The organism is Clostridium sp. Marseille-P3244 (assembly GCF_900120155.1).
In the GTDB taxonomy this organism is placed as follows: domain Bacteria; phylum Bacillota; class Clostridia; order Lachnospirales; family Lachnospiraceae; genus Mediterraneibacter.
Window position 1 is genome coordinate 2,571,012 of record NZ_LT635549.1, and the last position, 23,622, is coordinate 2,594,633.

At 41.3% G+C, this 23,622-nt stretch carries 26 protein-coding genes; 6 read left to right on the forward strand and 20 right to left on the reverse strand.

Annotated features, from left to right (window positions below):
• Positions 1–6: 6 nt before the first annotated feature.
• The 7 genes from thrC to BQ7367_RS14055 all read right to left on the reverse strand — a co-directional run bounded on the left by thrC (position 7) and on the right by BQ7367_RS14055 (position 8,165).
• Positions 7–1,497 (reverse strand): threonine synthase, encoded by a 1,491-nt coding sequence (gene thrC / locus BQ7367_RS14025; protein ID WP_072526001.1) that lies wholly within the window; start codon positions 1,495–1,497, stop codon positions 7–9.
• Positions 1,498–1,624: 127 nt separating this feature from the next.
• Entirely contained in the window at positions 1,625–2,920 is a 1,296-nt protein-coding gene (locus BQ7367_RS14030) for a Na+/H+ antiporter NhaC family protein (protein ID WP_072526002.1), read from the reverse strand.
• A gap of 119 nt (positions 2,921–3,039) precedes the next feature.
• The gene (gene leuD / locus BQ7367_RS14035) at positions 3,040–3,531 is read right to left on the reverse strand and encodes a 3-isopropylmalate dehydratase small subunit (RefSeq protein WP_072526003.1); all 492 of its coding nucleotides are present in this window, start codon (positions 3,529–3,531) and stop codon (positions 3,040–3,042) included.
• Positions 3,532–4,845, reverse strand: coding sequence for a 3-isopropylmalate dehydratase large subunit (leuC, locus tag BQ7367_RS14040; protein ID WP_072526004.1), 1,314 nt, complete (start codon positions 4,843–4,845; stop codon positions 3,532–3,534).
• A 91-nt stretch (positions 4,846–4,936) separates the two neighbouring features.
• On the reverse strand, positions 4,937–6,022 hold the full coding sequence (asd, locus tag BQ7367_RS14045) for an aspartate-semialdehyde dehydrogenase (protein WP_072526005.1): 1,086 nt from the start codon (positions 6,020–6,022) through the stop codon (positions 4,937–4,939).
• A 51-nt stretch (positions 6,023–6,073) separates the two neighbouring features.
• Complete coding sequence (argH, locus tag BQ7367_RS14050; protein ID WP_072526006.1) at positions 6,074–7,453, reverse strand: argininosuccinate lyase; 1,380 nt, start codon at positions 7,451–7,453, stop codon at positions 6,074–6,076.
• A 61-nt stretch (positions 7,454–7,514) separates the two neighbouring features.
• Positions 7,515–8,165 (reverse strand): epoxyqueuosine reductase QueH, encoded by a 651-nt coding sequence (locus BQ7367_RS14055; RefSeq protein ID WP_072526007.1) that lies wholly within the window; start codon positions 8,163–8,165, stop codon positions 7,515–7,517.
• Positions 8,166–8,364: 199 nt separating this feature from the next.
• On the opposite strand from BQ7367_RS14055, the gene BQ7367_RS14060 reads away from it, so the two are divergent.
• Positions 8,365–9,132 carry an ABC transporter ATP-binding protein gene (locus BQ7367_RS14060; protein ID WP_072526008.1) on the forward strand — a complete coding sequence of 256 codons (768 nt, stop codon included), beginning with the start codon at positions 8,365–8,367 and terminating at the stop codon, positions 9,130–9,132.
• Positions 9,125–9,823, forward strand: coding sequence for an ABC transporter permease (locus tag BQ7367_RS14065; RefSeq protein ID WP_083588949.1), 699 nt, complete (start codon positions 9,125–9,127; stop codon positions 9,821–9,823). The genes BQ7367_RS14060 and BQ7367_RS14065 overlap by 8 nt, the downstream gene beginning before the upstream one ends.
• A gap of 98 nt (positions 9,824–9,921) precedes the next feature.
• Here the strand turns inward: BQ7367_RS14065 and BQ7367_RS14070 are convergent, their stop codons facing one another.
• The 9 genes from BQ7367_RS14070 to BQ7367_RS14110 all read right to left on the reverse strand — a co-directional run bounded on the left by BQ7367_RS14070 (position 9,922) and on the right by BQ7367_RS14110 (position 20,349).
• On the reverse strand, positions 9,922–11,613 hold the full coding sequence (locus BQ7367_RS14070; protein ID WP_072526009.1) for a coiled-coil domain-containing protein: 1,692 nt from the start codon (positions 11,611–11,613) through the stop codon (positions 9,922–9,924).
• Entirely contained in the window at positions 11,610–12,668 is a 1,059-nt protein-coding gene (locus BQ7367_RS14075; RefSeq protein ID WP_072526010.1) for a dsDNA nuclease domain-containing protein, read from the reverse strand. Before BQ7367_RS14075 ends, BQ7367_RS14070 begins: the two co-directional genes overlap by 4 nt.
• Positions 12,669–12,853: 185 nt before the next feature.
• Entirely contained in the window at positions 12,854–13,747 is an 894-nt protein-coding gene (locus tag BQ7367_RS14080) for a DUF5688 family protein (protein WP_072526011.1), read from the reverse strand.
• Between the two features lie 25 nt (positions 13,748–13,772).
• Positions 13,773–14,591 (reverse strand): recombinase RecT, encoded by an 819-nt coding sequence (locus BQ7367_RS14085; RefSeq protein ID WP_072526012.1) that lies wholly within the window; start codon positions 14,589–14,591, stop codon positions 13,773–13,775.
• 250 nt (positions 14,592–14,841) lie between these two features.
• Complete coding sequence (locus BQ7367_RS14090; RefSeq protein WP_442855406.1) at positions 14,842–15,810, reverse strand: YqaJ viral recombinase family nuclease; 969 nt, start codon at positions 15,808–15,810, stop codon at positions 14,842–14,844.
• A complete protein-coding gene (locus tag BQ7367_RS14095) occupies positions 15,783–16,718 on the reverse strand; it encodes a DUF932 domain-containing protein (RefSeq protein WP_072526014.1) in 936 nt (311 codons plus the stop codon). The genes BQ7367_RS14090 and BQ7367_RS14095 overlap by 28 nt, the downstream gene beginning before the upstream one ends.
• 248 nt (positions 16,719–16,966) lie before the next feature.
• Positions 16,967–18,274: a hypothetical protein gene (locus tag BQ7367_RS14100; protein WP_072526015.1), complete on the reverse strand. Its 1,308-nt coding sequence runs from the start codon at positions 18,272–18,274 to the stop codon at positions 16,967–16,969.
• Between the two features lie 22 nt (positions 18,275–18,296).
• Positions 18,297–18,635 carry a DUF2085 domain-containing protein gene (locus tag BQ7367_RS14105; RefSeq protein WP_072526016.1) on the reverse strand — a complete coding sequence of 113 codons (339 nt, stop codon included), beginning with the start codon at positions 18,633–18,635 and terminating at the stop codon, positions 18,297–18,299.
• Between the two features lies 1 nt (position 18,636).
• The gene (locus BQ7367_RS14110) at positions 18,637–20,349 is read right to left on the reverse strand and encodes a DUF5050 domain-containing protein (RefSeq protein WP_072526017.1); all 1,713 of its coding nucleotides are present in this window, start codon (positions 20,347–20,349) and stop codon (positions 18,637–18,639) included.
• 116 nt (positions 20,350–20,465) lie between these two features.
• Between BQ7367_RS14110 and BQ7367_RS14115 the strand changes: the two genes are divergently transcribed.
• On the forward strand, positions 20,466–20,786 hold the full coding sequence (locus BQ7367_RS14115) for a helix-turn-helix domain-containing protein (protein ID WP_072526018.1): 321 nt from the start codon (positions 20,466–20,468) through the stop codon (positions 20,784–20,786).
• Here BQ7367_RS14115 and BQ7367_RS14120 read toward each other — a convergent pair.
• From BQ7367_RS14120 to BQ7367_RS14130, 3 genes are all read right to left on the reverse strand, one after another.
• The gene (locus tag BQ7367_RS14120) at positions 20,770–20,997 is read right to left on the reverse strand and encodes a DUF6809 family protein (protein WP_143142994.1); all 228 of its coding nucleotides are present in this window, start codon (positions 20,995–20,997) and stop codon (positions 20,770–20,772) included. The genes BQ7367_RS14115 and BQ7367_RS14120 overlap by 17 nt on opposite strands.
• A 61-nt stretch (positions 20,998–21,058) precedes the next feature.
• Positions 21,059–21,391, reverse strand: a complete 333-nt coding sequence (locus tag BQ7367_RS14125) for an LPD28 domain-containing protein (protein ID WP_072526020.1) — start codon at positions 21,389–21,391, stop codon at positions 21,059–21,061.
• A 2-nt stretch (positions 21,392–21,393) separates the two neighbouring features.
• Entirely contained in the window at positions 21,394–21,891 is a 498-nt protein-coding gene (locus tag BQ7367_RS14130) for an SF0329 family protein (protein ID WP_143142995.1), read from the reverse strand.
• Between the two features lie 470 nt (positions 21,892–22,361).
• Between BQ7367_RS14130 and BQ7367_RS14135 the strand changes: the two genes are divergently transcribed.
• Genes BQ7367_RS14135 through BQ7367_RS14145 form a run of 3 tightly spaced genes read left to right on the forward strand, consistent with a single transcriptional unit; the run spans position 22,362 to position 23,345 of the window.
• Positions 22,362–22,637, forward strand: a complete 276-nt coding sequence (locus BQ7367_RS14135; RefSeq protein WP_072526022.1) for a hypothetical protein — start codon at positions 22,362–22,364, stop codon at positions 22,635–22,637.
• Positions 22,618–23,187, forward strand: a complete 570-nt coding sequence (locus BQ7367_RS14140) for a hypothetical protein (protein ID WP_072526023.1) — start codon at positions 22,618–22,620, stop codon at positions 23,185–23,187. The genes BQ7367_RS14135 and BQ7367_RS14140 overlap by 20 nt, the downstream gene beginning before the upstream one ends.
• Complete coding sequence (locus BQ7367_RS14145; RefSeq protein WP_072526024.1) at positions 23,160–23,345, forward strand: helix-turn-helix domain-containing protein; 186 nt, start codon at positions 23,160–23,162, stop codon at positions 23,343–23,345. Before BQ7367_RS14140 ends, BQ7367_RS14145 begins: the two co-directional genes overlap by 28 nt.
• A 73-nt stretch (positions 23,346–23,418) precedes the next feature.
• Here BQ7367_RS14145 and BQ7367_RS14150 read toward each other — a convergent pair whose 3' ends face one another.
• Positions 23,419–23,604, reverse strand: a complete 186-nt coding sequence (locus BQ7367_RS14150) for a hypothetical protein (RefSeq protein ID WP_072526025.1) — start codon at positions 23,602–23,604, stop codon at positions 23,419–23,421.
• Between the last annotated feature and the right edge of the window lie 18 nt (positions 23,605–23,622).

Consider the following 23,622-nt stretch of genomic DNA (forward strand, 5'->3'; position numbering starts at 1 on the left):
CGCTCCTTATATCCCAAGAATCTCTTTCACTGTTTGTTTCATATCTTCCGCGTCACATTCTCTTTTATGTCTGACCGGAGCCTTCCGGATCTCCTCAATGGCTTTCGGGATCGTTGTTCCGGATATACGGCTCAGTTCATCAATGAGACTGAATTCATCCGCCTCGGCGTATTTCTTCTCATCAATCGCTGTCATTACACTGTGGATAAACTTGTACGGGCTTGCCGTGGACGCCACCAGACATTTCCGCCCGTCTTTGCTGTCCTTCCGATATCTGGAACAAACAGAGGCCGCGACGGAAGTATGCGTATCCATTACGTAACCTGTACGCTCATACGTCCTGCGTATGGTTTGGGCGCACTCTTCTTCCGTGGCATACCCACCCACAAAATCTGCCAGCTTCTCTTTCATGGCAGGTGTGATCTCATAGACGCCCTTGTCCTTCAGCAGTTCCATAAGCTCTGCGTCCTTCCCGGCATCCTGCTCTGCGATCGTGTAGATCAGACGCTCCAGGTTGCTGGAGATCAGGATGTCCATAGAGGGAGATGACGTCAGGATAAAGTCACGGTTCCTGTCGTAAACTCCTGTCTGAAAGAAATCAAAAAGTACCTTATTCTCATTGGAAGCACAGATCAGCTTCCCGATGGGTACACCCATTTTCTTCGCATAATATGCCGCCAGGATATTTCCGAAATTCCCGGTAGGTACTGTCACATTGATCTCCTCTTCGGATGTGATCTCCTCATTCTCAAGAAGTTTTGCGTATGCATATACATAGTAGACGATCTGCGGAACAAGACGTCCGATATTAATCGAATTCGCGGAGGAAAACTGATAGCCTGCCGCCGCCAGCTCTCCTGCAAGCTCCCGGTCTTCAAATATGGCCTTCACGCCATTCTGGGCATTGTCAAAGTTGCCATGGATAGCGACTACAGCTGTATTGTCCCCTTTCTGGGTCACCATCTGCAGTTCCTGGATCCGGCTCACACCGCCCTTCGGATAGAACACGATAATCTTTGTCCCCGGCACATCCGCGAATCCTGCCAGCGCGGCTTTTCCTGTGTCGCCGGATGTGGCGGTCAGGATAACGATCTCATTGGATACATGATTCTTCTTCGCAGCTGTGGTAAGGAGATGAGGCAGTATAGACAGGGCCATATCTTTAAAAGCAATGGTGGCACCGTGAAACAGCTCCAGATGATAAGTATCTCCCACCTTGACAAGAGGCGCGATAACCTCTGTATCAAACTTTGAGTCATAGGCGCTGTTGATACAGTGCCGCAGTTCTTCCTCTGTAAAATCTGTAAAAAACTGTTTCATTACCGCATAAGCCGTCTCCTGGTAGGACATCCCTTTCAGTTCCTCCAAAGACACATCCAGTTTCGGAATATACTCCGGCACATAAAGACCTCCGTCATCCGCAAGTCCTTTTAAAACAGCCTCTGATGCAGTCACTTTCTTTTCTGAATTCCTTGTACTGTTGTATAATAGATTCATCGTTTTATCCTCTTTTTCTTCAGGGTTGGCGGACTCATTTCCCAAATCCTTACAGGTATGCCGCCGCTGTCCTGAATTATATCACAGTTACCTGTTATCGTGCAATTCTGAACTTATGATCATAAAATTATATTCTTCTGCTTTTCCCGCTCAACATAATAGCAAACACTCCGCACACTGCCATCAGTATAGGATATACCAGATAGGGCATCATATCCAGAGGCGTAAGTCCGGTCAGAGTAGCTGCCGATAACAGCTGAGCCCCATATGGGATCAGGCCCTGTCCCACGGAAGTAAACATGTCCAGAAGGGATGCAGAACGCTTCGGATCCACCCCGTACTCATCACTGATCTCTTTGGCAATGGGACCGGCCATAACAATCGCCACTGTATTATTGGCCGTACACATATCCACCAGAAGAGCAAGCAGCGCGATCCCGCCCTGCGCGCCCTTTTGACCGCGTATCCTGCTCCTGATCAGGTCCAGAATAAACTGGATTCCGCCGCCGGCTTTCACAAGTGATACGATACATGCCACGACAATGGAGATCACCGTGATATCATACATGGAAGTCACACCATCGCCTACCACGCTGAACATTTCAGACAACGCAATGTTTCCCATCGCCACCCCTACGATCAGAGAGATTACGATCCCGCTGATCAGGACAAGGAACACATTGATCCCGATGAGAGCTCCCACAAGCACAACAATATAGGGCAGCACTTCCCAGAGATTATACTCCAGCTCCGATCCGTTCTTGTAACTAGAGCCCATGGTGATAACGCAGAAAAATACGATGGTGATGATGGCTGCCGGCAGAACGATCAGGAAATTTGACTTAAACTTATCCTTCATCTCACATCCCTGTGTCTTTACCGCCGCGATCGTTGTATCCGAAATCATGGAAAGGTTGTCGCCAAACATAGCCCCGCACACAACTGCCGCAATGCAGACTGCCATGGAAAAACCGGTCTGCTCACTGATGCCCACCGCAATTGGAGCAAGAGCCGCGATCGTTCCCATGGAGGTGCCCATGGATACAGAGATAAAGCAGCCGATCACAAACAGTCCCGCTACAGCAAAATTGGCCGGGATCAGAGAAAGGCCAAGATTGACCGTACTGTCCACCCCTCCTGCCGCTGTCACTGCCCCGGAAAATCCTCCCGCGCACAGAAAGATCAGGCACATGGTAATAATGTTCTCTTCTCCCACTCCTCCTGCGATCAGCTTCATCTTCTCCTGAAAACCCATCTTCCGGTTCTGCAAAAACGCCACGAACAAGGCGATCAAAAACGCGACTATGGCGGGCATTGCATAGAAATCGTCAAACACGATCCCTGCGCCCAGAAAAATCACCAGAAAAACGCCGATCGGCAAAAGCGCTGCTGCCCTTCCCTTTGTCTGATTCTCGTTATTCATCCTTCTTCCCCTTTCTCTTCCTGCCGGCAATTCCATCCAAAAAGGGGTGCCGCACCATCTATGGACCTGTCACCTTTGGTCTTCCTTCTGTGCCGCATCCCTTTTCCCTGCTCAACTTTCTATTTCTTTTTACTGTTTGTATAATTCACCAGTCCGCCTGCCGCGATCAGTTTCTGCATAAATTCCGGAAATGGCTGTCCCTGGAACTGCGTGCCTTTTGTATGGTTATAGATCTTGCCGCTGTCAAAGTCTACTTCTACTTCATCCCCTGCTTCAATCCCTTTTGCAGCCTCCGGACATTCGATGATCGGCAGACCGATATTGATGGCATTGCGGTAGAAAATTCTGGCAAAAGTCTCCGCGATAATACAGCTTACACCGGCTGTCTTAAGGCACAGTGGCGCATGCTCCCTGGATGAACCACAGCCGAAATTCTTATTTGCCACAATCAGATCACCGGGCCGGACCTTCTTCACAAAATCCGGGTCAATATCTACCATCGCATGGCTCGCCAGTTCTTCCGCGTCAAAAGAATTCAGATATCTTGCCGGAATGATCACGTCTGTATCTACATTGTCTCCATATTTAAAAACATGTCCTTTTGCTTTCATTTATCTCTCACCTGCCTTCCTGGAATCTGCTGCTCCATCTGCGTCTGAAACTAATTTTTCAGGATTGGCAATACAGCCTGCGACCGCGCTGGCAGCAGCCACTTCCGGCGATGCCAGATAGATCAGAGAATCCACATGACCCATGCGGCCTACAAAATTGCGGTTGGTGGTGGATACACATTTCTCCCCTGCTGCCATAACGCCCATATGGCCGCCCATACAGGGCCCACAGCTGGGAGTATTCACCGCGCAGCCGGCGTCTATAAAGATATCAATGAGTCCCTCTTTGATACACTCTTTATAGATCTTCTGCGTTGCCGGGACCACCATGACCCGCACATCCGGGTGTACGGTACGGCCTTTCAGTATGGCCGCGGCTTTCCGCATATCCTCCATCCGTCCGTTTGTACACGACCCGATGACCACCTGGTCAATCTTGATGGGCTCCATCGCTTCTACTTCATCGATGGTCTTTGCATTCCCCGGCAGATGCGGAAATGCCACAGTCGGACGGACCTCTGACAGATCAATGTTAATGACCTGGTCATACTGTGCGTCCTCGTCTGCCTCATAGATTGTATATGGTTTCTTTGAATGTTCTTTTATGTAAGCCAGCGCCTTCTCATCTACCGGGAATATCCCGTTTTTCGCTCCTGCCTCAATGGCCATATTTGCCATAGTGAAACGATCATCCATAGAAAGGTTCGCAATACCGTCGCCGGTAAATTCCATGGATTTATACAGCGCGCCGTCCACCCCGATCATGCCGATAATATGAATGATAATATCTTTTCCACTGACATATTTTCCCGGTTTTCCGGTGAGTACGAATTTAATAGCGCTTGGCACTTTAAACCAGATCTCGCCCGTGGCCATACCGGTGGCCACATCTGTTGTACCCATGCCCGTGGAAAACGCACCCAGAGCACCATACGTACATGTGTGAGAATCTGCTCCGATAATACATTCTCCCGCAGTGACTACCCCCGCTTCGGGAAGGATCGCATGCTCCACACCGGACTTTCCCTGCTCAAAATACCAGGTCAGCCCCTGCTCTCTGGCGTATTCCCGGATCGCCTTGGAATTCTCCGCGGATTTAATGTCCTTATTTGGAGTAAAATGATCCGGCACAAAAACCACCTTGTCCTTGTCGAACACTTTGTCAGCCATCTGCTTAATGATCGGAAGAGCCATCGGGCCGGTGATGTCGTTCGCCATCACCACGTCAAGCTTCGCTTCGATCAGCTGACCCGCCTCCACAGAGTCAAGTCCTGCGTGGGCCGCCAGAATTTTCTGTGTCATTGTCATTCCCATATAAGTAAACCTCCTTTTGTGAAAATTCTGTGAAAGGGGCCGTGTACCTTTTAAAAGGTACACGGCCCCTTTTAAAAGAATATTCAGACTATTATTTTTTCTCAATATATCCTTTTGCTGTCAACGCCTCCGCGCACAAGACCGCACCGCCTGCCGCTCCTCTGACTGTATTATGTGACAGCCCGATAAACTTATAATCATATATCGTATCTTCTCTCAGCCGTCCGATGGAAACGCCCATGCCGTTTTCATAATCCACATCCAGTGTCACCTGCGGCCGGTTGTCCTCCTCCAGGTACTGGATAAACTGTTTCGGAGCGCTGGGAAGATTCGCTTCCTGCGGAAATCCTTTAAAATTCACCAGTTTCTCAATGAGCTGCTCTTTGGTGGGTTTCTTCTCAAAATTGATAAAGACAGCTGCTGTATGTCCGTTCAGTACCGGGACTCGCACGCACTGACATGTGATTTTCGGGAGCTCTGCTTTCACGATCTCGCCGTTCTCCACTCTTCCCAGTACTCGGAGCGGCTCCTGCTCACTCTTTTCTTCTTCTCCCCCGATAAACGGGATAATGTTCCCTTCCATCTCCGGCCAGTCTTTAAATGTCTTTCCCGCGCCTGAAATTGCCTGATATGTGGTCACTACAAGCTCTTTCGGTCCGAATTCTTTCCATGCCGCCAGACAGGGAGCGTAACTCTGGATCGAACAGTTCGGTTTCACGGCAATAAAACCGCGGCTCGTACCAAGTCGTTTTCTCTGATCCGGGATCACGTCGAAATGAGCAGAGTTGATCTCCGGAACCACCATAGGAACATCCGGGGTCCAGCGGTGAGCGCTGTTGTTGGATACGACAGGAGTCTCCGTCTTTGCATAGGCCTCTTCAATGGCCCGGATCTCATCTTTGCTCATATCTACCGCGCTGAATACAAAATCTACAGTGGAAGCCACATGCTCCACATCATTTACATTGAGGACCACCAGCTTCTTTACCGCTTCCGGCATAGGGGTATCCATTTTCCAGCGTCCGCCTACCGCTTCCTCATATGTCTTTCCTGCAGAACGCGGACTCGCAGCCACAGTCACTACCTCAAACCATGGGTGATTTTCCAGAAGAGCGATAAACCTCTGCCCAACCATCCCAGTTGCTCCAAGAATTCCTACTTTTAATTTCTGATCCATTCTTTTTCTCTCCTTCTCTGTACTGTCATTTCTTCTTCAGATTTCCGGCTTTTATTTGGCTGCCAGATACTCTTCTTCCAAAGCGATCACCTTTTCCATGGCCTCCCTGCCCGGAGCGCCGATAGTGTTGCGTGTCTCTACACAGGTTTTCATACTGATCGCGTCATAAATATCTTCCTCAAACACCGGGGAAACCGCCTGAAATTCTTCCAGGCTCAGATCATCCAGCGCGATTTTCTTTTCAATACACTCCAGTACCAGACGTCCTACGATCCCGTGGGCATCCCGGAAGGGGACCCCATGATTTACCAGATAGTCCGCCGCGTCTGTAGCATTGGTAAATCCATGTCTGGCGCTTTCCTCCATCCGGTCCGCATTGAACTTCATCGTCCGAAGCATGCCTGTGAACAGTGCCAGACATCCCTTTGTAGTATCGATGGCATCAAATACCAGTTCTTTATCCTCCTGCATATCTTTATTATACGCAAGGGGAAGCCCCTTCATCGTCGTCAGGAGGGAGGTCAGAGCCGCGTATACTCTCCCGGTCTTTCCCCGCACCAGCTCTGCAATGTCAGGATTCTTCTTCTGGGGCATGATGCTGCTTCCTGTACTGTAGGAATCATCGATCTCCACAAACCTGTACTCATTCGAATTCCAGATAATGACTTCCTCAGAAAACCTGCTTAAGTGCATCATTACCGTAGACATGGCTGCCAACAGCTCGATCAGATAATCCCGATCTGATACAGAATCCATGCTGTTCAGTGTAGGCCCGTCAAATCCGAGAAGTTCTGCCGTATACTCTCTGTCAAGCGGATACGTTGTCCCTGCCAGAGCCCCGGATCCCAAGGGGCAGAGATTCAACCTCTGATAAATGTCTTTCATCCTCATCCGGTCTCTTTTGAACATCTCAAAATAAGCGCCCATGTGGTGGGACAGTGTGACCGGCTGTGCCTTCTGCAGATGGGTAAAACCTGGCATGTAAACTTCCAGATTTTCTTTCATCAGTTTTAAGAGCACTTCCAGGAGCTCTTTCAGAAGCCCGTCCAATTCTTTGATCTCATCTCTTGTATAAAGCTTCATATCCAGCGCCACCTGATCATTCCGGCTTCGCCCGGTATGCAGCTTCTTTCCCGCGTCTCCGATCCGGTCGATAAGATTCGCCTCAACAAAACTGTGAATATCCTCATATTCATCCGTGATCTCCAGGATCCCGCTCTCAACATCCCGGAGGATGCTGTCAAGGCCTTCTATGATCTGACTCTTCTCTTCATCTGTCAGGATCCCCTGCTTCGCCAGCATCGTCACGTGGGCAATGCTGCCCTGGATATCCTGTTTCCAGAATCGCTTGTCAAACGAGATAGAAGCGTTGAAATTATATACAAGTTTATCCGTTTCTTTCGTAAAACGGCCGCCCCATAACTGCGCCATTTTCTCATCCTCTCCTCTGCATTTTTATCCACTAAGTTTATCACACGAAAGCGCGAAATGTCTACTCTTTTATTCTGTTTGACTTCGGATCCCGGCGGTCTCTCAGGGAAAACTCGCATCCACAGTAATCCTGACGGTAGAGTCCGTATTCCTTTGACAGTTCAATAGACCGCTTATATCCGTTTTTCTTTTTAAAATCAGAGACCAGATATTCTACCCCATATTCCTTCCCGGTTTTTATCCCGATCTCATTTAATTTCTGCGCGTTTTTCATCGGGCTGATACTCAACGTAGTCGTAAAATAGTCAAACCCTCCCGCGGCAGCCTGCCGCGCAGTCTCAGAAAGACGCAGTTCATAGCACTTCATGCACCTTTCACCGCCTTCTTTCAAATCCTCCAGCCCGGCCGCCATATCGTAAAATTTTTCCCTCTCATACTTGCCCGCAAGAAATGAGACCGGATATTTCAGGCTCATTTCCCGGATCAGTTTCTGCTGCTCCAGGATGCGTTTCGTATACTCACTTTCCGGATAAATATTAGGATTATAATAGAAGACCGTGATCACAAAATACTGGGATAAGTATTCCAGCACAGAACTGCTGCAAGGAGCACAGCAGCTGTGGACAAGAAGCGTCGGCACTCTTCCTTCCGCATCCAGCTGTTTTATCAGTTTTTCCAGTTCTTTCTGATAATTGACTTTCTGTACGTTCATAAAAATTCTCCTGCATATTCTCCTTGACAATGCCTCTGCTTTTTAGGGCAGAACACATTTTGTTTTCTATTATACAGCGTATTCCCCCTGGTTGACAAGCATGGCTGTGCTGCCAGATCTTTCTTTTTGTTTTCCTCACGCCATACTGTTTTTTTCATAAACTAACTATATAAGATACAGATCAGATGGAAGTGACTCTATGGATCAAATATTAGAATTGAACAATATAAATTATTCCTACCATACATTGGACGGGGAGACAAAAGCCCTGTCCAATATTTCATTTGCCGCTTCCCGTGGAGAATTTACGGCGATCGTCGGCCCGTCGGGCTGCGGAAAATCTACGCTCCTCTCCCTCATCGCGGGACTTATGAAACCGGAAAGCGGAGAAATCCTTTTAAATGGAGCCCCTCTAACCACAAACTCCTCTAAAATCGGTTACATGCTTCAACATGATCACCTGTTCGAATGGCGCTCTGTCCGGCGTAATGTTCTGCTCGGGGCAGAGATCAATAAGATGCTCACCCCCAAGATCAGGCAGCGCGCCGATGATCTCCTTGAACAATATGGGCTCAAACAGTTTGCCCACTCAAAGCCTTCTGAACTGTCGGGAGGAATGCGTCAGAGAGCCGCGCTGATCCGCACACTGCTGCTGGAGCCTGAGCTCCTGCTGCTGGATGAACCTTTCTCCGCTCTTGATTATCAGACCAGGCTGACAGTAAGCGATGATATCGGGCAGATCATACGACGTTCCGGAAAAACCGCCCTTCTTGTCACCCATGACCTGTCAGAAGCAGTGAGCCTTTCCGATCGGGTTATTGTTCTGACAAGGCGGCCGGCACGAATTGCCTGCGTTGTCCCTGTCACCTTTTCCCTGGAGAACGACACCCCATTAAACCGCAGGAATGCGCCTGAATTTAAGACTTATTTTAATAAGATATGGAAGGAGTTGAACAGTAATGAATAAAATATCTCCAGCGCAGGAAAGATTTCTTATCCGGCTGCGCCGTCATCGCCGGATCGTTGTGGCCGCGCGGGTGCTGATCCTTGTCCTTTTCCTTATTCTCTGGGAAGTATGCGCCAATACCGGAATTATCGATTCTTTTATCTTCAGCAGCCCTTCCCGTATCGCGGTATGCTTCTGGGAAATGGTGCTGGACCGCTCGATCTTTCTCCACATTGGTGTTACTCTGTATGAAACCATCGTAAGTTTTCTGCTGGTCACTGTTTTGAGCATCCTCACAGCTGTTCTGCTGTGGTGCAGCAGGAAGCTTTCCGAGATACTGGAGCCCTATCTTGTCGTATTGAACAGTCTGCCCAAATCGGCTCTGGCTCCTCTTCTCATTGTATGGCTGGGAGCAACACCGACAACAATCATCGTGGCCGGCATGTCGGTCGCTGTTTTTGGAAGTATCATGAATCTGTATACCAGTTTCTCAACCGTGGATCAGGAAAAGATCAAGCTCATATATACGCTCCATGGCACACGCAGGCATGCACTCTTCAAAGTGGTGCTTCCCAGTTCTGTGCCAGCTATCATCAGTAATATGAAAGTCAATATCGGGCTTTGCCTGGTGGGGGTAGTGATCGGAGAATTTCTTGCCGCAAGAAATGGACTGGGATATCTCATCATCTATTCCAGCCAGGTATTGACCTGACTGGACAAAAAGACATTTTGACTATCGTACCTGAAATGGTGCGAGGACACGCAAATGCGTGCCCTCTAAAAACAAATCTGTATGCAGCATTGTTGACTCTACAACTCTGCTTCTGTCATGAATTGAAATAAAAAAGATTTATCTTGCTCAAATTCTTCTTCAGACAATAATTTATATTTGTCATTGTTTAATTCAATTACATTACTAAATTTAATATCTGGAAATTCATCTTTTGTGAATCCTAAAGTTGAAACAATCAATTGGGTTTCTTCACCCATAACCTTAAAAAGATATTCTAATAATTCATGCTTCTTTTCCATATCTATTTCAGCATTACTAGGGCTATCAAACACTATCGGAAATTGTATTGCTTCCTCGTTAAATTCTCTTCTTAATTTGAGTAAATTTATATACCAAATAATAGTGGCAATCGGCTTATTGCTTCCTCCTGCTACAAATGTTGACTTTATGTTTTCTAACTTTTTATCTTCTATTTCAACTAATCCAAACCTAAATTTATCAGCTACCATCAGTTCATAATATTTTTTATTCACTTTCTTTTTTGCTTCATCATATTTTTTCCGTTGCTTTTTCAAATCATCCAAATTATTATTTTTTTCATTAAGTTCGGATGTTAATTCCCCTAATTCTTTCACTAAAGATTCTCTAATCTCAATAAATCCTTTATATCTCAATACATCTTCTACTTCACTCGTATTTATCTTAAGTCTTTCTTCATACTTTTGTAATTTTTCTAAATGTTCCTTATATCGAAGTTCTTCTTTATTGATTTTTCGTTCTATTTCAATTAACGAAGCTTCTAATTCTGTTTTTAAAAACAGAGCATCTTCAACTGTATTATATTTTTCTATCCTCAACTCCATTTGATCCACAATCGCAGAATGACAATATGGACACTCATGATTAACAATTTTCTTGATATCTCCATCTACATTTCGGGTAAAAATATCCAAATCATTCATATGTAATATCAAATCTTCTTTTTCATTACGTAGACGAATAAGAATCTTTTTGGTTTTGCTTAACTTCTTAACAATTTTCGAATACTCTTCTTTTGTATTCTCAATTTCACTCTGTAAATTATCCATATTAACGGAATAATCACTATTATTAATATTTTTATTCACGCGAACTACCATATTTTGATTCAGCGTTACATTTTCACCAAGTTTTTCACACTCAATACTCAAATCTTCAATTTGCTTTACTATAGTATAATACTCTTTATTATAGACATTAAAATGATAATATAATACTTTATCTTTATAATCTGCATATTGTGATAAACTTTTAAATGATGTAAAATTAGTACCATCCATCTTATCTTGGTCCAAATAATTCAAGATATAATTATAAGCAGGTGGTGCTATTTCCAAATTTCCGTCTCTATTGGGTAATTCAACTGCGAAATCAAAAATCCCTTTTAAATAACTAGCCAATTCATGCCTACTTATAGTTCGAAAAATCTCCTTAAAAGGGGTCTTCTCATAAATTTTAAAAAGACCTTGATTTCTAAAAATATAATAATTTTCATTTTCGACAGAAAAATCCATTATAAAGATTTTGTCGTTAATATTCCATTTATCTTCATAGTAACAATCCGCCCCTAATGTATGATAAATGCTTTTTAATATTACAGACTTTCCCCGTTTTGTACCATCTATACCACTTGATGTAATAATATTTCTTCCCCTAAAAAAAGGAATACTATAGGATCTTTTCTCTTTGACGGAAAATATATAAAGCTTATTTATTATCAATTGTTTCATAATAATCCCTCCTGGAATTTAGCCAATATTAAAATGCACAATGCTTGCTTATCATATATCGAATATTCAATGTCAAATGAATCCGCAAATTTTTTTACCATAAACGAAACATTCTCAGCAATTGTTTTATTGAATTCATCTAGGTGTTCTGAGATATACTGAGCTATTTGCCCTTGTGTTTTTTGCAAACACTTATTGAATGTCAAATCCTGTACAATTTGGGTTAAAGCGTTTTTTATCTTCACCTGATCGCTAAACAAACTGTATGTATTGTCAATTATAGTTTTAGCTCGTGCGACTGCTACATCTGAGATATCAATATACTTTTGTATCATATTATCAAACTCCGCACGAGTAATTCCTTTCTTGTCAATTACCTCTTGATAATCTTTACATTCCAATTCATAATTCGATTTTAGGGTTATTGTATCTGTCAATAAACGATATAGCGCAGTAACCTTTATAGGCTCTTTTCCAGTTAATTCAACAAAAAAGTTTACCGTTTGTCCTATCAAACTGTTCTGCGGATTAAATAAATCCATTGATGTATAAATATAGTACGTATCATTTAATGCTATATCATTATCTATTTCTAATTCTTTTTTTATATTATCAGAAATATATTTTCTGCTTTTTTCATCTAATTTAACAAGTTCTAATTCCCCCACCGAGCTATAAATTTTTTTATCCATGCCTCTCAAAGGGGTATTTACAACTATAGCCACTTTTGTTTTTATCTCTCCCCCCTGTTCGTTGGCTATATTTTTTAATATATATACCTTGCCTAAAATAGATTTTCCTGTCTTATCTGTCTTTGCAATTTTGCCAATTGTATATGGGCCTCCCCCACTATATGTCTTTATTTGGTAAAATTCTAATGCAGATTCCATATGCAATTCTAAATCGCACACATAATCAAAAACCATACAAAAATTCTTTCCTGTTTTGTAGACCTCATAAATTTTCCCCAGTCCCCACAAAACTTCATTTCTAAACCTATTTTTAGATCTTGCACCAGATAAATCAAACGGTAATTTTTGATATAGCTTTTCCAAACGTATCCCTCCAAAAGGTATAGTATTTCTATTCAAAATTATACAGTATTCCGCCTTTACTCTCAAGTATGTACATAGCGGAAAGCTTTCTGCATACCCAAAACAATATTCATATTCTATGCAAGTAAATACACCATTTTATTTGTGAATGCTGACAGTTTTTAACTGTCAACATTTCACATCTATCACGCCGCAATCTCCACTTTTCCGCTTCCCCTCTGATAATGATACACTTCATCCGAAAGCCGGTCCATTTCATCTACCACACCTCGGTTTACAGACCGGACCATTCTTCTCAACTCGTCCACAGGTATTTCATCATCTCTTAAAAGCAACACTTCATGGATCGAACTGGGCAGTATGTAAAGATCGCACCCGCTCCAATCAGCGAACTTATCCAATAAGTCTATCCTGAGTATTCCGATCGCACCCCTGTTCTGATATTTATTTGTAAGAACATACAGTGCAGACTCAAACTTATTCTTATCCGGCAGTCCGGTTAAGTCTCCCTTGGGAAATATAAATCTGAGGACTTCATTCAAGTCTTTTATGTCAAATTCTTCCGTTTTCAGATTGGAAAAAGCTGTCTCCCACAAAGCTTCTTCACTGATCCCCCACTCTTTGAGCATATGGTTCTGGACAATCGTACTGGCAACTCCGTTCTCATTTTTATCAATGATAATCCTGCAGTACAGGACTAAGTCAAGGAAATCTTTGTGCGGTATTCCTGACATAGCATCTGCATTCCATGCTTTATTGATTACCGTCATCTCAATTTTCCCACGGACATCTTTCCATTCTTTATATGCCATATCTATATCAATTTCCATGGCAGAACGATAGACTTCCACAGCAAAGCCAACACAGACAGACAATTCCGCTCCGGCGCGATACTGGCTGTAAATGCTGTCCAGATAGATTAGCGGCTGCAGATTATTTTCTTTGTCTGAAAATGCGATCGCATCCTTTTCAGCCCTGTTATTTTTCTGGATTGCGACAATCTCCACTGTCACATCCCTGCCTGCTTTTTCACGTACTCTTTTTAATAATTCCATTTTAAATTCATCATAACTTAACATTTTTATCTTCTCCGTTTCTTATTGATTATGCTGTCTGCTCCGTATATTCCGCATCAAAAATATCTTCGCCGTGGATTTCCGACATATCTTCCGCGATCTCGTTCTTGATCGTTTCATCTGTAGATAATGCTTTCCTGAAATCCGCCTTGATAGGAGCATATTTAAGGGCCTGTTTGATCACGGTTTTCTTCGCCATTGCTTCATAATTTGTTTTCCATGGACTGAATGAAGAATCAAACGATTTAGAGTATTCCTTCGCGTATGCGTCCACAGCCTCTTTGCTCATAACCTCAAACCCAAATCCACCGTTGACAAGTTTAAAAAGACCGTAGAAAAGTCTCAGCTCCCCACGGTCATGCAATGCAGGTCTGTGCTCCAGTTTCGGATTCAGACCAAGTTCATATTCAAATTCGTCATTCTCATAGACTGCCTGTGCAGAAATGATCTGCATTTGAGGATTGCGGTATCCCAAGTCGATCAGCCCTTTATATCCGATCTGGAACTGACACTCCATAGTTCCTTTATTATTAAACGGGATCAGATATGCCTGTCCGAGCGGTGTATTCGGCTCTAATCCCAACTGAGCGGCATTCATCAGCGCCGCAAGGAAACTCATTTGTGTACACTCCTGTAATTTAGGCGTTGTATTTAATGCCGACAAAGCCATCCGGGTAAACCGTTCCGGTGTAATAACTTCTGGCAGAGCTTTCTTGATCTCCGGAGCCATTGCTTTTATCAGATCTGCAATACTCATAGATCTTGTCAGTTTCTTTTCTCCTACTGCCTTTGTTTCCGCTTTCTTTGCAAGTTCTTCTTTTACACTATTTGTAGCTCTCGCTGCCATTTTCCTAGTCCTCCTTCAATAAGATTTTAAGAATCCAATATAACAACTTTTCTCTGTATTTCATTTCCCTGACCTCAAAAGCGACAGGACCGGAAAATCCTGCCGCCTTATCCATATATTTCATATCCCATGTACAATCTCTGAAACCAATTCAATAAGCTGTTCTTTGAAAAGTATCAGAAATATGAGCACCATCACTAAAATAATACATAGCTTTATGACACTAAACTTCATTGTGTTTTATCCTCTCCTATGCTGCTTTCACTGTAAATCTCCGGCTTGTAGTTTCCCTCCGATATTTTTCATAGATCTCCGGCTGTTCTGCTTTCAGACGCTTTTCATCTATACTGCTCCGGCTGTAATTTTTCCATGATATCCTGTAATGCTCATTTTCAGCTATTTCCGCGTCACCAAGATACAATTTCAACTCCTGATCAATCTGCCGTTTTTCTGTTTCTATTTTATCTAATAAGACAGAAAGTTCCTGTCTGCGTTTCAGCCGTTCATCAAAACCTGATAATGGTATGGTAATGCTCTTTGATTCTTTAAAGCGTTCTGCAATTGCTGCATCCGCCGTTTTTGAGCCGTCAGGATCAGGCATTATCCTTGGAATTATATGATTATCCCAAAATTCTTTTTCAATCTGTATCAGGTTTGCGATTATATCATCATCTCGGTCAATCCTGTAATATTTGAATTCTTTTCCATAGATCAGAACAGCAATGTACCAAGCATCCGCATCACATACAGCCATATAGTGATAACACTGGATCTGATAGGTAACCGGAATTTTCCCGTCTTTCCAATAATCAGCCATAAGCGGACTGGCAGTCTTACATTCCAGTCCGGCATTCTCTCCGACAATCATCCGGTCAATATCAGCGAGCATAAATGGATTCTTTCCATTATAATATATAGCATTTGCACGCCTGACCTTTTTCCCAGTAGCCTCACAGAAACGTCTTGCAACATATTCTTCAAGTTCCCGTCCCTGTCTCATTGCTTCATTATCAATATCCTTGATTGCATCAGAAGTTTTATCATAATAGACCTGCATAGCGGTACGGTATGGATTTAGCCCGCATACTGCACCTGCATCAGAGCCTCCAATCCCCTGTTTCCTGTAACGAAGCCAGCTTTCTTTATCAAGATTCAGAGTCGAAATAAGTTTCTTTATATCCTGTGCACCTCCTATGCAGCCATGCTTACAAGCTGATATGCTCTGTCAATCAGCGGATTGCCCTCTACAGTTTTAGAAAACAGGTTTTCTTTATATTTCGCAGTCTGTCTCAACGGCTTTGCATGGGTAGCAAAGTCTGATACTGCATTAATAAACCTGTAAGCGTTCTTTCCGGTATCTTTCAGATCGGGAGCATCAAAATACCTGCTCTTCATATCTTCCTGCAGACGCTTCATGTTCCTGATCTGCTGTGGCGTTGATCCGTCCTCAACCGGAAGCAGGATTTCGATATAATCCATGACCTCCTGATCGGTGAGCTTGTGCATCCTGAGCTGTTCAAACTCTTTTCCAAGTTCATCCATATACCGCTCTGCTTTAAAAAGCGTGTCGCTCGCTTCTTTCATTTTGCTTTTAATATCCCCTGTGTGGATCATAGACCATGTCCGTTCAGCTGTTCTGAGCGCCAGATTCAAAGTATTATTACATACGACACGGATAGGCGTCAGGGCTACTTTGATCGCTCCTGATCCATCATGGGTATTGGAAAACAGGAGATACGGGCTTATCCGTTCACCAGAGATGATATATTCATGGGGCATATGTGCCAGTAACCATACTTTCTTACCGTCCTGAAGACTTCCGGCTGTTTCATATCTGACACCCTGACCAAGAAGTTCATCCGTAAATGAAAAGGCTTCGTGATTCTGGACAACCTTATAGCGGTCTGTAACGACTCCCAGCACCTTGCGGTCTGAATCACGGACATTTGCTTTATAACCTTTGATCGGCTCATTTTCTGTCGTATAAATCGGTTCCTGAATCACGTTCCAGTTTAACCCTGCCGCGATCAGAGCCTCTCTTGAATCCGGAGCTGTCATAACCTTTGTTCCCAGTCCGTGCCACGGGGTTTCTCTTACATAAAACATTGATTCTACATTTGCTGACATAATAAAGTCCTCCTTTGATTTTTTAATTCATAATTGTTTGTAAATTGCTGTTATCAGGTTATTTAATCGTCGTCTCTGAAAATCTGCTGGACGATCACTGCAGCGGCTCCGAGAAGAGCTATGATGATCTTATCCATTGGCATCCCCCTTTCGGCATAAAAATAGGACAGAACCCGTAATGAGTTCTGCCCGCAGGTAGTGTTATCATTATTATAATATATAAGTGTAATTTCAAAAATTTCTTTGTATTATTCTATCTCCTCTATACTTTTAACAAAGAGGAACATATACGTGTCCGGCCCGAGGGTCGATGTCCAATATCCTTGTATTTTAGCATCTGTAAGAATATCAGGAGCCGAAACTCCTTCCTCTAATTTCATAGGAATAGCGGGCTCATATTCACCTACAGGAAACAGATAATAATCCTCACCTTCCTGAGCGCCAATCGTTCCCGTCACCTCAACATACTGCCCACTGTAGCTTGTTCGGTCTTCATATAATTCTTCCACAGTAACCTCTTTATACTCTGGTCCGGGTAACTTTTCAACATTTACTGAATTATCTGTATTTTCTATTTCTTCTGAAGAAGCATCCGCATCAACATTATATTCTTCAACAAATTCCGCATAAGCTCCCACAAAAATTGGTACATCATTGGTGCTTAACCCCACATAATCAGCATACATGAACACATTATCCCCATTCAGTATGTTATCAAATCCACCGTATACTGCCACATAGTCAGCATCAATATATCCAGTAAAATACATATTTCCGCTTTCATCAGTCTGCTTTTGACAATTCTCTAAGTAAAATGCATATGTTCCAAAGTCATCAGGATCTGATCTTTTAATGGAGTCAACTGTACACGTATCCTGATCTATTAATTTAAAATCGTCCAATGTTACCGAAGGATTACTTTCATATCCTGCATATGTAGAAAGACCACTGCGTGCAAGTTTACCATGCAAGTTTTCAGGCACATAGTATGCAATAGGTGTACCATTTATCTGATGGTCCACCCACCAATTCCCATATATAATATCAGAATGGTACTCACTTCTGTCATCAACTATACGGGTGTATATATTGCTCCCACCACCGGCTTGTTTTTCTTCTGATACAGTCATCTGCCTGCCTTTAACAGACGGATCTGCTATACTTAGCAGCGTGTAAGAGTAGTCTGTATCACCGACAGAATCTTCTTCTGTCATTGAGATATATTCTTCATCAATTATAATCTGCATATCATCAGTCATGGTATATCCGGCCATTATATCTCCATCAGATATTAATGTTTTTCTATCATTCGCTGTAATATAACTATATGCATCAATTATATTTCCGTCTTTATCTGTCACCCTTCCCTGTTTATTAATCCAGAGCAATCCTGCTTCTACATCCGCATGGAAGTCTTCGCCTATCTTTTCATCAGATTTTTCTTCAGTAACTTTTGTTTCTTCAGAAGATGAATTATCATGTTTTTCACTACCGCAAGCAACCAAGGATAACACCATAACTGTCACCACTAATAAACTCACTATTTTCTTTTTCATAAGTTTCCCTCCAATTTTTATCTTATTTTTCAAAAAGAAAAGCTATTATCTGTAATTCTATACTTAGCAACCCATACCCTGCCAAACTTCCAGTAATCAATCTTCTACAATTTGTTGAAGAAAGTATCATTTTATGCTGTAAGAACCAATCTAGAAGCATCACTATACAAAAAATTATACATAATAAAATATTCGGTCTAAAAACAAAGAATAAAACAACTGCAAATAAGGCACCTATATAAACACCTGTACATCTGGCACAAACTGGAAACTGATAGCCATTTATAAAAAAGCTCCGTTCTGGCATTTGATGGCATCCCAAGAAATGACCAAATTTCATTAATTTTTTCCATAGTTTCATTTTAGAGCTCCTGACCGTCCCCCGTCACAACATTAATTACATAATTCAGAGATATGCTTCCACGCGCTTTACAACATATCAAGTCTCCAGCAACTTCAAAATCTCCTGCTATAGATATATCTTTTGGCAATGCGATCGGCTTTCTATTTTCATTTGAGACTGTATACTGAACGATAAAATTGTCTTTATGATAATACAATTTATCCTCAGTTGAGTTAAACCCAGTTACCATTTCCTCAAGTATTCTTTTTTCATTCGTTTCTATATCAAACATCTTAAAATCCAAATCCATCATCCCTTTTTGGTAGAAGACTCTATTTCTGCAAATCGTATAATTCCCTATTTTTTCCTCATCCATTACCCTTTCAATTTTTTGATTTTGTAAGTCTAAACGATACAGCTTTTTCCGTTCACTTGCATTGATAAAATAAAGTTTATTGTCTCCTTTAATCATGGGTGCTTTGCATTCTATATCAGAAATAACTTCTTCCGTTATATCGCGCTCCAAATTTTTCCTCCACATATGTTTATTCATAATATAATACAGCCAATCATCAACTATTGTGAAATCTTCTATTTTTTCTTGTGATATGATATCTTCAAATTCTGCCACTCTATTTTTTATATTTTCCCAACTGATTTTGCTTAATCTGTCCTGACTTCTGAAATACAGATACCTCTCATCTGAGTCTATATGAAATACTGTCTCACGATCATGAAGAGGGAAACTATAATATTGACCGTTCGTATTAATCTCCAATAATGTGGAGCGATTCTCAAGCAGTGAAGAACTTTCTGTAAAAACATATAAATTGCCACTATGCATAAGTGATGCTTTATTGTTCTTCCCAATCGTATTATTAACTTCCTGTGTTCCTGACGACGAATACACAGCATTATCCGTTAAAGTTCCTTGCAAAAACCTCACAAATGCACGCATTGCATCTCCTTTTATTCTAGTTGCTTCTATAAAGTTTTTAAATGATACCCTCTGTGATGATTCTGGATTATAAATAATAATATCTTTTTCAGTTACTTGAATACTATCAATATCTTCATAATACCAATGGAACGTTTGATTTCCATCATAATATAAAAATTCTGTTTTCAACATTACTATTCCACTATAAAGACTAAGATCCCAACCATAATCAGGTTCTTGATTCAGGTTATCTGATATAGTTATGCCAGAGTCTGTAGAACTAAAAATGTCGCTTATCTTTTTCTTAGTACTACTTTTCTTCGCAACCATGCAGCATACTATATCTGGTATCTTTCCTTTAAACATTAGGATACCAAGAATTTTTATCATTTCTAACGAGCCAACTTTTCCATCAAATGATATGCATTCCCATATATCTGGGAACGTTTTAAAATGATTCAACGAAATACGAATTTTATATAATTGCTCGGTCGAATCATCCAATTTTACAAATTTCAAAGGATCGTGATAATTATCCATACGATTCTTGAACTCAAACATTTGCTCTGTCATGCCGTGCTGAAATTTTGCACCACAGCTATCACATAACCAATAAGAAATATGTTCTGTATTTGTTTTTGTTTTTCCTCCTATCCCACATAACGCACCTAAAATATTTCCGAATAAAAGAGCACCACAGCATCCTTTCCCACAACTATATCCTGACGACTGTGTTGTATTAGTTGTTTCTACAATATGAACTTTTTCACTGGCACATTTAGGACACCTCATTTAACTTTCTCCTTTTGATTTATAAGTATATTTTTTATAGCTATAGATAATTATACTCCAGCTATATAAATATTACAATCAGGACAATATATTTTCTATAGGGAGTTGATTAAGTGATGAAAAACATCGATTTTGCGCGCATTGGTCGAAAATTAAAAGAATTACGAATCTCAAAGAATCTTACCCAAGAATATATTGCTAATATGGCTGACGTTAATGTAAGCCATATCAGCAATATCGAAAACAACCGAGTTAAAATTTCTCTCCCTACATTAGTCCACGTATGCAATGCACTTGACACTACAGTTGATTATGTCCTATTTGAAGAATATGAACATCCGACCTCCGTGCTTGAAACAGAAATACTACATGAAGTACATTTATGTACTCCTGAAACTCAGAAGCAGATTCTCAAAATCATCAAGGCTCTCCAATAGCTCTATGAGACTCTGAATAGCATTCGCTCATCAGTTGTACTGCATATCTAAAGCCATTGATAAACCCGGCTTTTTCTGCTATAGATGATATTTCATATATCTGATCCCTGTACTGCTCAAATTTCTGCCAATCAAGCTCCTGCTTCTTTTCTCTGAGCACATCCTGAATCTTCTCCTGTACCTTTCTGCTTGCATTATCATTTCCTTTCATCTCCTGAATATAACTGTCATAGATTGCCTGAATTTTGGTATACATACGTTTGTTACGGAACTTACATATGTTCCGCCCCTCCCTTCTCCAAATATTCGCTTTGCAAATATTCCTCTGGTATATCGTCAATCCACTCTTCCTCACTGATACATAGAAATCCCTCTTTTTCTACTTCTGGTAATTTATCATGCATCAATAAAGAGCCCCAGAAATTTACCAGAATTCCTTTAGCTATCTCACAGGGGATGCCCTGACACTCATCATCATGCCTTACCTCATACAGATACCATCCATCCGGTACTGTATCCCGTTTTATCCTCTCGTTGGTAAAGAGTGCCTTATATCCCCGTATTGTTATTTGCTCATAATACAACTCTTCCGCTGAATATCTCATAATCAGTCATCCCCTTTCCCGATTCTTTCAGCCTCTGCTCTTAAGCAGATAAATTTCTGAATCCATTCCGGCTTACTGAATCTATCTTCATAAATCTTCTTCACCGTTCTCTTGCCTATTCGTCGGTCAAATAATGCAAACAGATATACCAACGGATTATCCCATGATAAACATTTCTTAATCGGCCATACATTCAGATATAAATGCATGGCAAGCGTCACATCAGCAATCTCGAATAATCCTTTTTGTCTTTTTTCTTCCTCCGTAGGATAAAATTCGCTTTTATAGTAAACGTCACTGTTGGCAATCATAATTTCTTCTTTCTTATCAATCACAATTTTAAAAAATCTGTTATAAGAGCAAAATACACAATGACATTTGGATGTCGCCGGAGGTTCTGTCCTGTATTTGGGCCTGCAGTACTCAAAATCATATATAACTCTTCCTCTCAACTTTGGCGTCATTCTATCATACATAGCCTTTCTCGTTTTACTCCACATAATTTATCACCTCTACTTCATAAAAAATTAGTAGTAAGACCCTGCAGCCTTACCACTTGAACTATAGCGCTATATACATTTATCCGATAATAAAAATCTATAAATCAGATTAAAAACTAAAATCAACTAACAAAGAATTAAATGTTGTTGCCGAGGCAATCAGATTTTGTGGTACAAAAATTACGCTTTCTTTCCAATAATGCCATTTTACATGGTTTCAGGACTCGTAATTCAGTATTACAAGCATTCTGGTTGCCTGCTAAATACCGTAAATATAATACTTTATATATCTGTAGTATTAGACATATATACAAGTATATATAAAGTATACTAATATTACATATATTAACTATAAGTACTATTAATATGTATTATGTATACAGAGATAGATAGTATTTTAATTATATTTTTACTCTACATATAAACAAATAAATAAATCTACTAAAAACCAATAAGGAGGAATTGTATCAATGAAGAACCATGAAAACAAAACTGAATCTGTTAAGATCCGCTTAACAAAAACTGAATTAGATTCTATTCGTAAAACTGCTGAGGAGCATTCAGATACCGTCTCAAATGTAATACGGGATATTCTGTTTAAAAAACAACGTGATCTTTGCTCTTCTATAAGAACTGAACTTATCAGACAGAAAACATATAATCTGATCCAGCACATTTCTATGCCTAAAGCATCCCGTGAAAATCTTATAAAGGAGTTAAACAACTATGATGGACGTTGGAATTAAATTTCCGAATACAGGAGATTTTACTAATCATAATGTAATTGAAAATGTACTTAATTATATCTTCACAAATCCCACTGAGAGACATCCTGACCGTAAGCCTAAACCATTACATTTTCTAGGTGTTCCATACATAGGTCATCCGCCGCAAATAGATAAACTCATTGCTTGCTTCAAACTGATACGTGAAAGTCAGAACCAGACCATACCGCAGCAAATCTGGCATTTCACAATAAATTTTCCAATCAAGTTTTCTTCTACCTATAATGAATATTTCTATTTTGCTGATGCTATAGCAAGCCTTTTCAGCTACCAATATCCTGTTGCTTATTCATACCATACAGAGAATAAAACTACCGGAAACAGGCATTCACATTTTCATTATATTGTTTCCACCTCAAGTTACATCTCTGACCACCCTGCTTTAGATGCAGATCATTTAATGCAATATCTTATGCAGATGCCAGCTATAGCTGAACGCTATAATATTAACCTTTATTTTCAGCAAAGACAGGAGGAATTAAAATGTTTGAATCTTACGAAGATATTTTGACCATTCAAGATGTAGCAGACATATTAAAAGTAGGAACTACACAGGTCTATAAAATCGTCAGGTCAGGCGAACTGAAAGCATTTAAAGAAGGCAAGGACTGGAAGATTGCCAAGCCTGCGCTTGTTGAATATGTTGCTCAGAGGAGTCGTCTCCAGTAACCTCAACACACTATCTATATATAATCTATATTCTTTAAAAGAACCGGACTCATAAATCCAGTCCGGTTCATCCTTAATCTCTTTCTTTCATCTTAATCATCTGATTATATTTCTTCTTTTTATTGACTGACCGTATCTTTGCCCTCGGATCATATTTATCACAGTGCTGGCAGTATGTCTTATGGACGGCTGCCCTTCCTTTGGTACACTGACCAAGAGCAATATAATATTTGCATGGTACTTCTCTATACTTTGCCATATCTGTTACTCTCCTCTT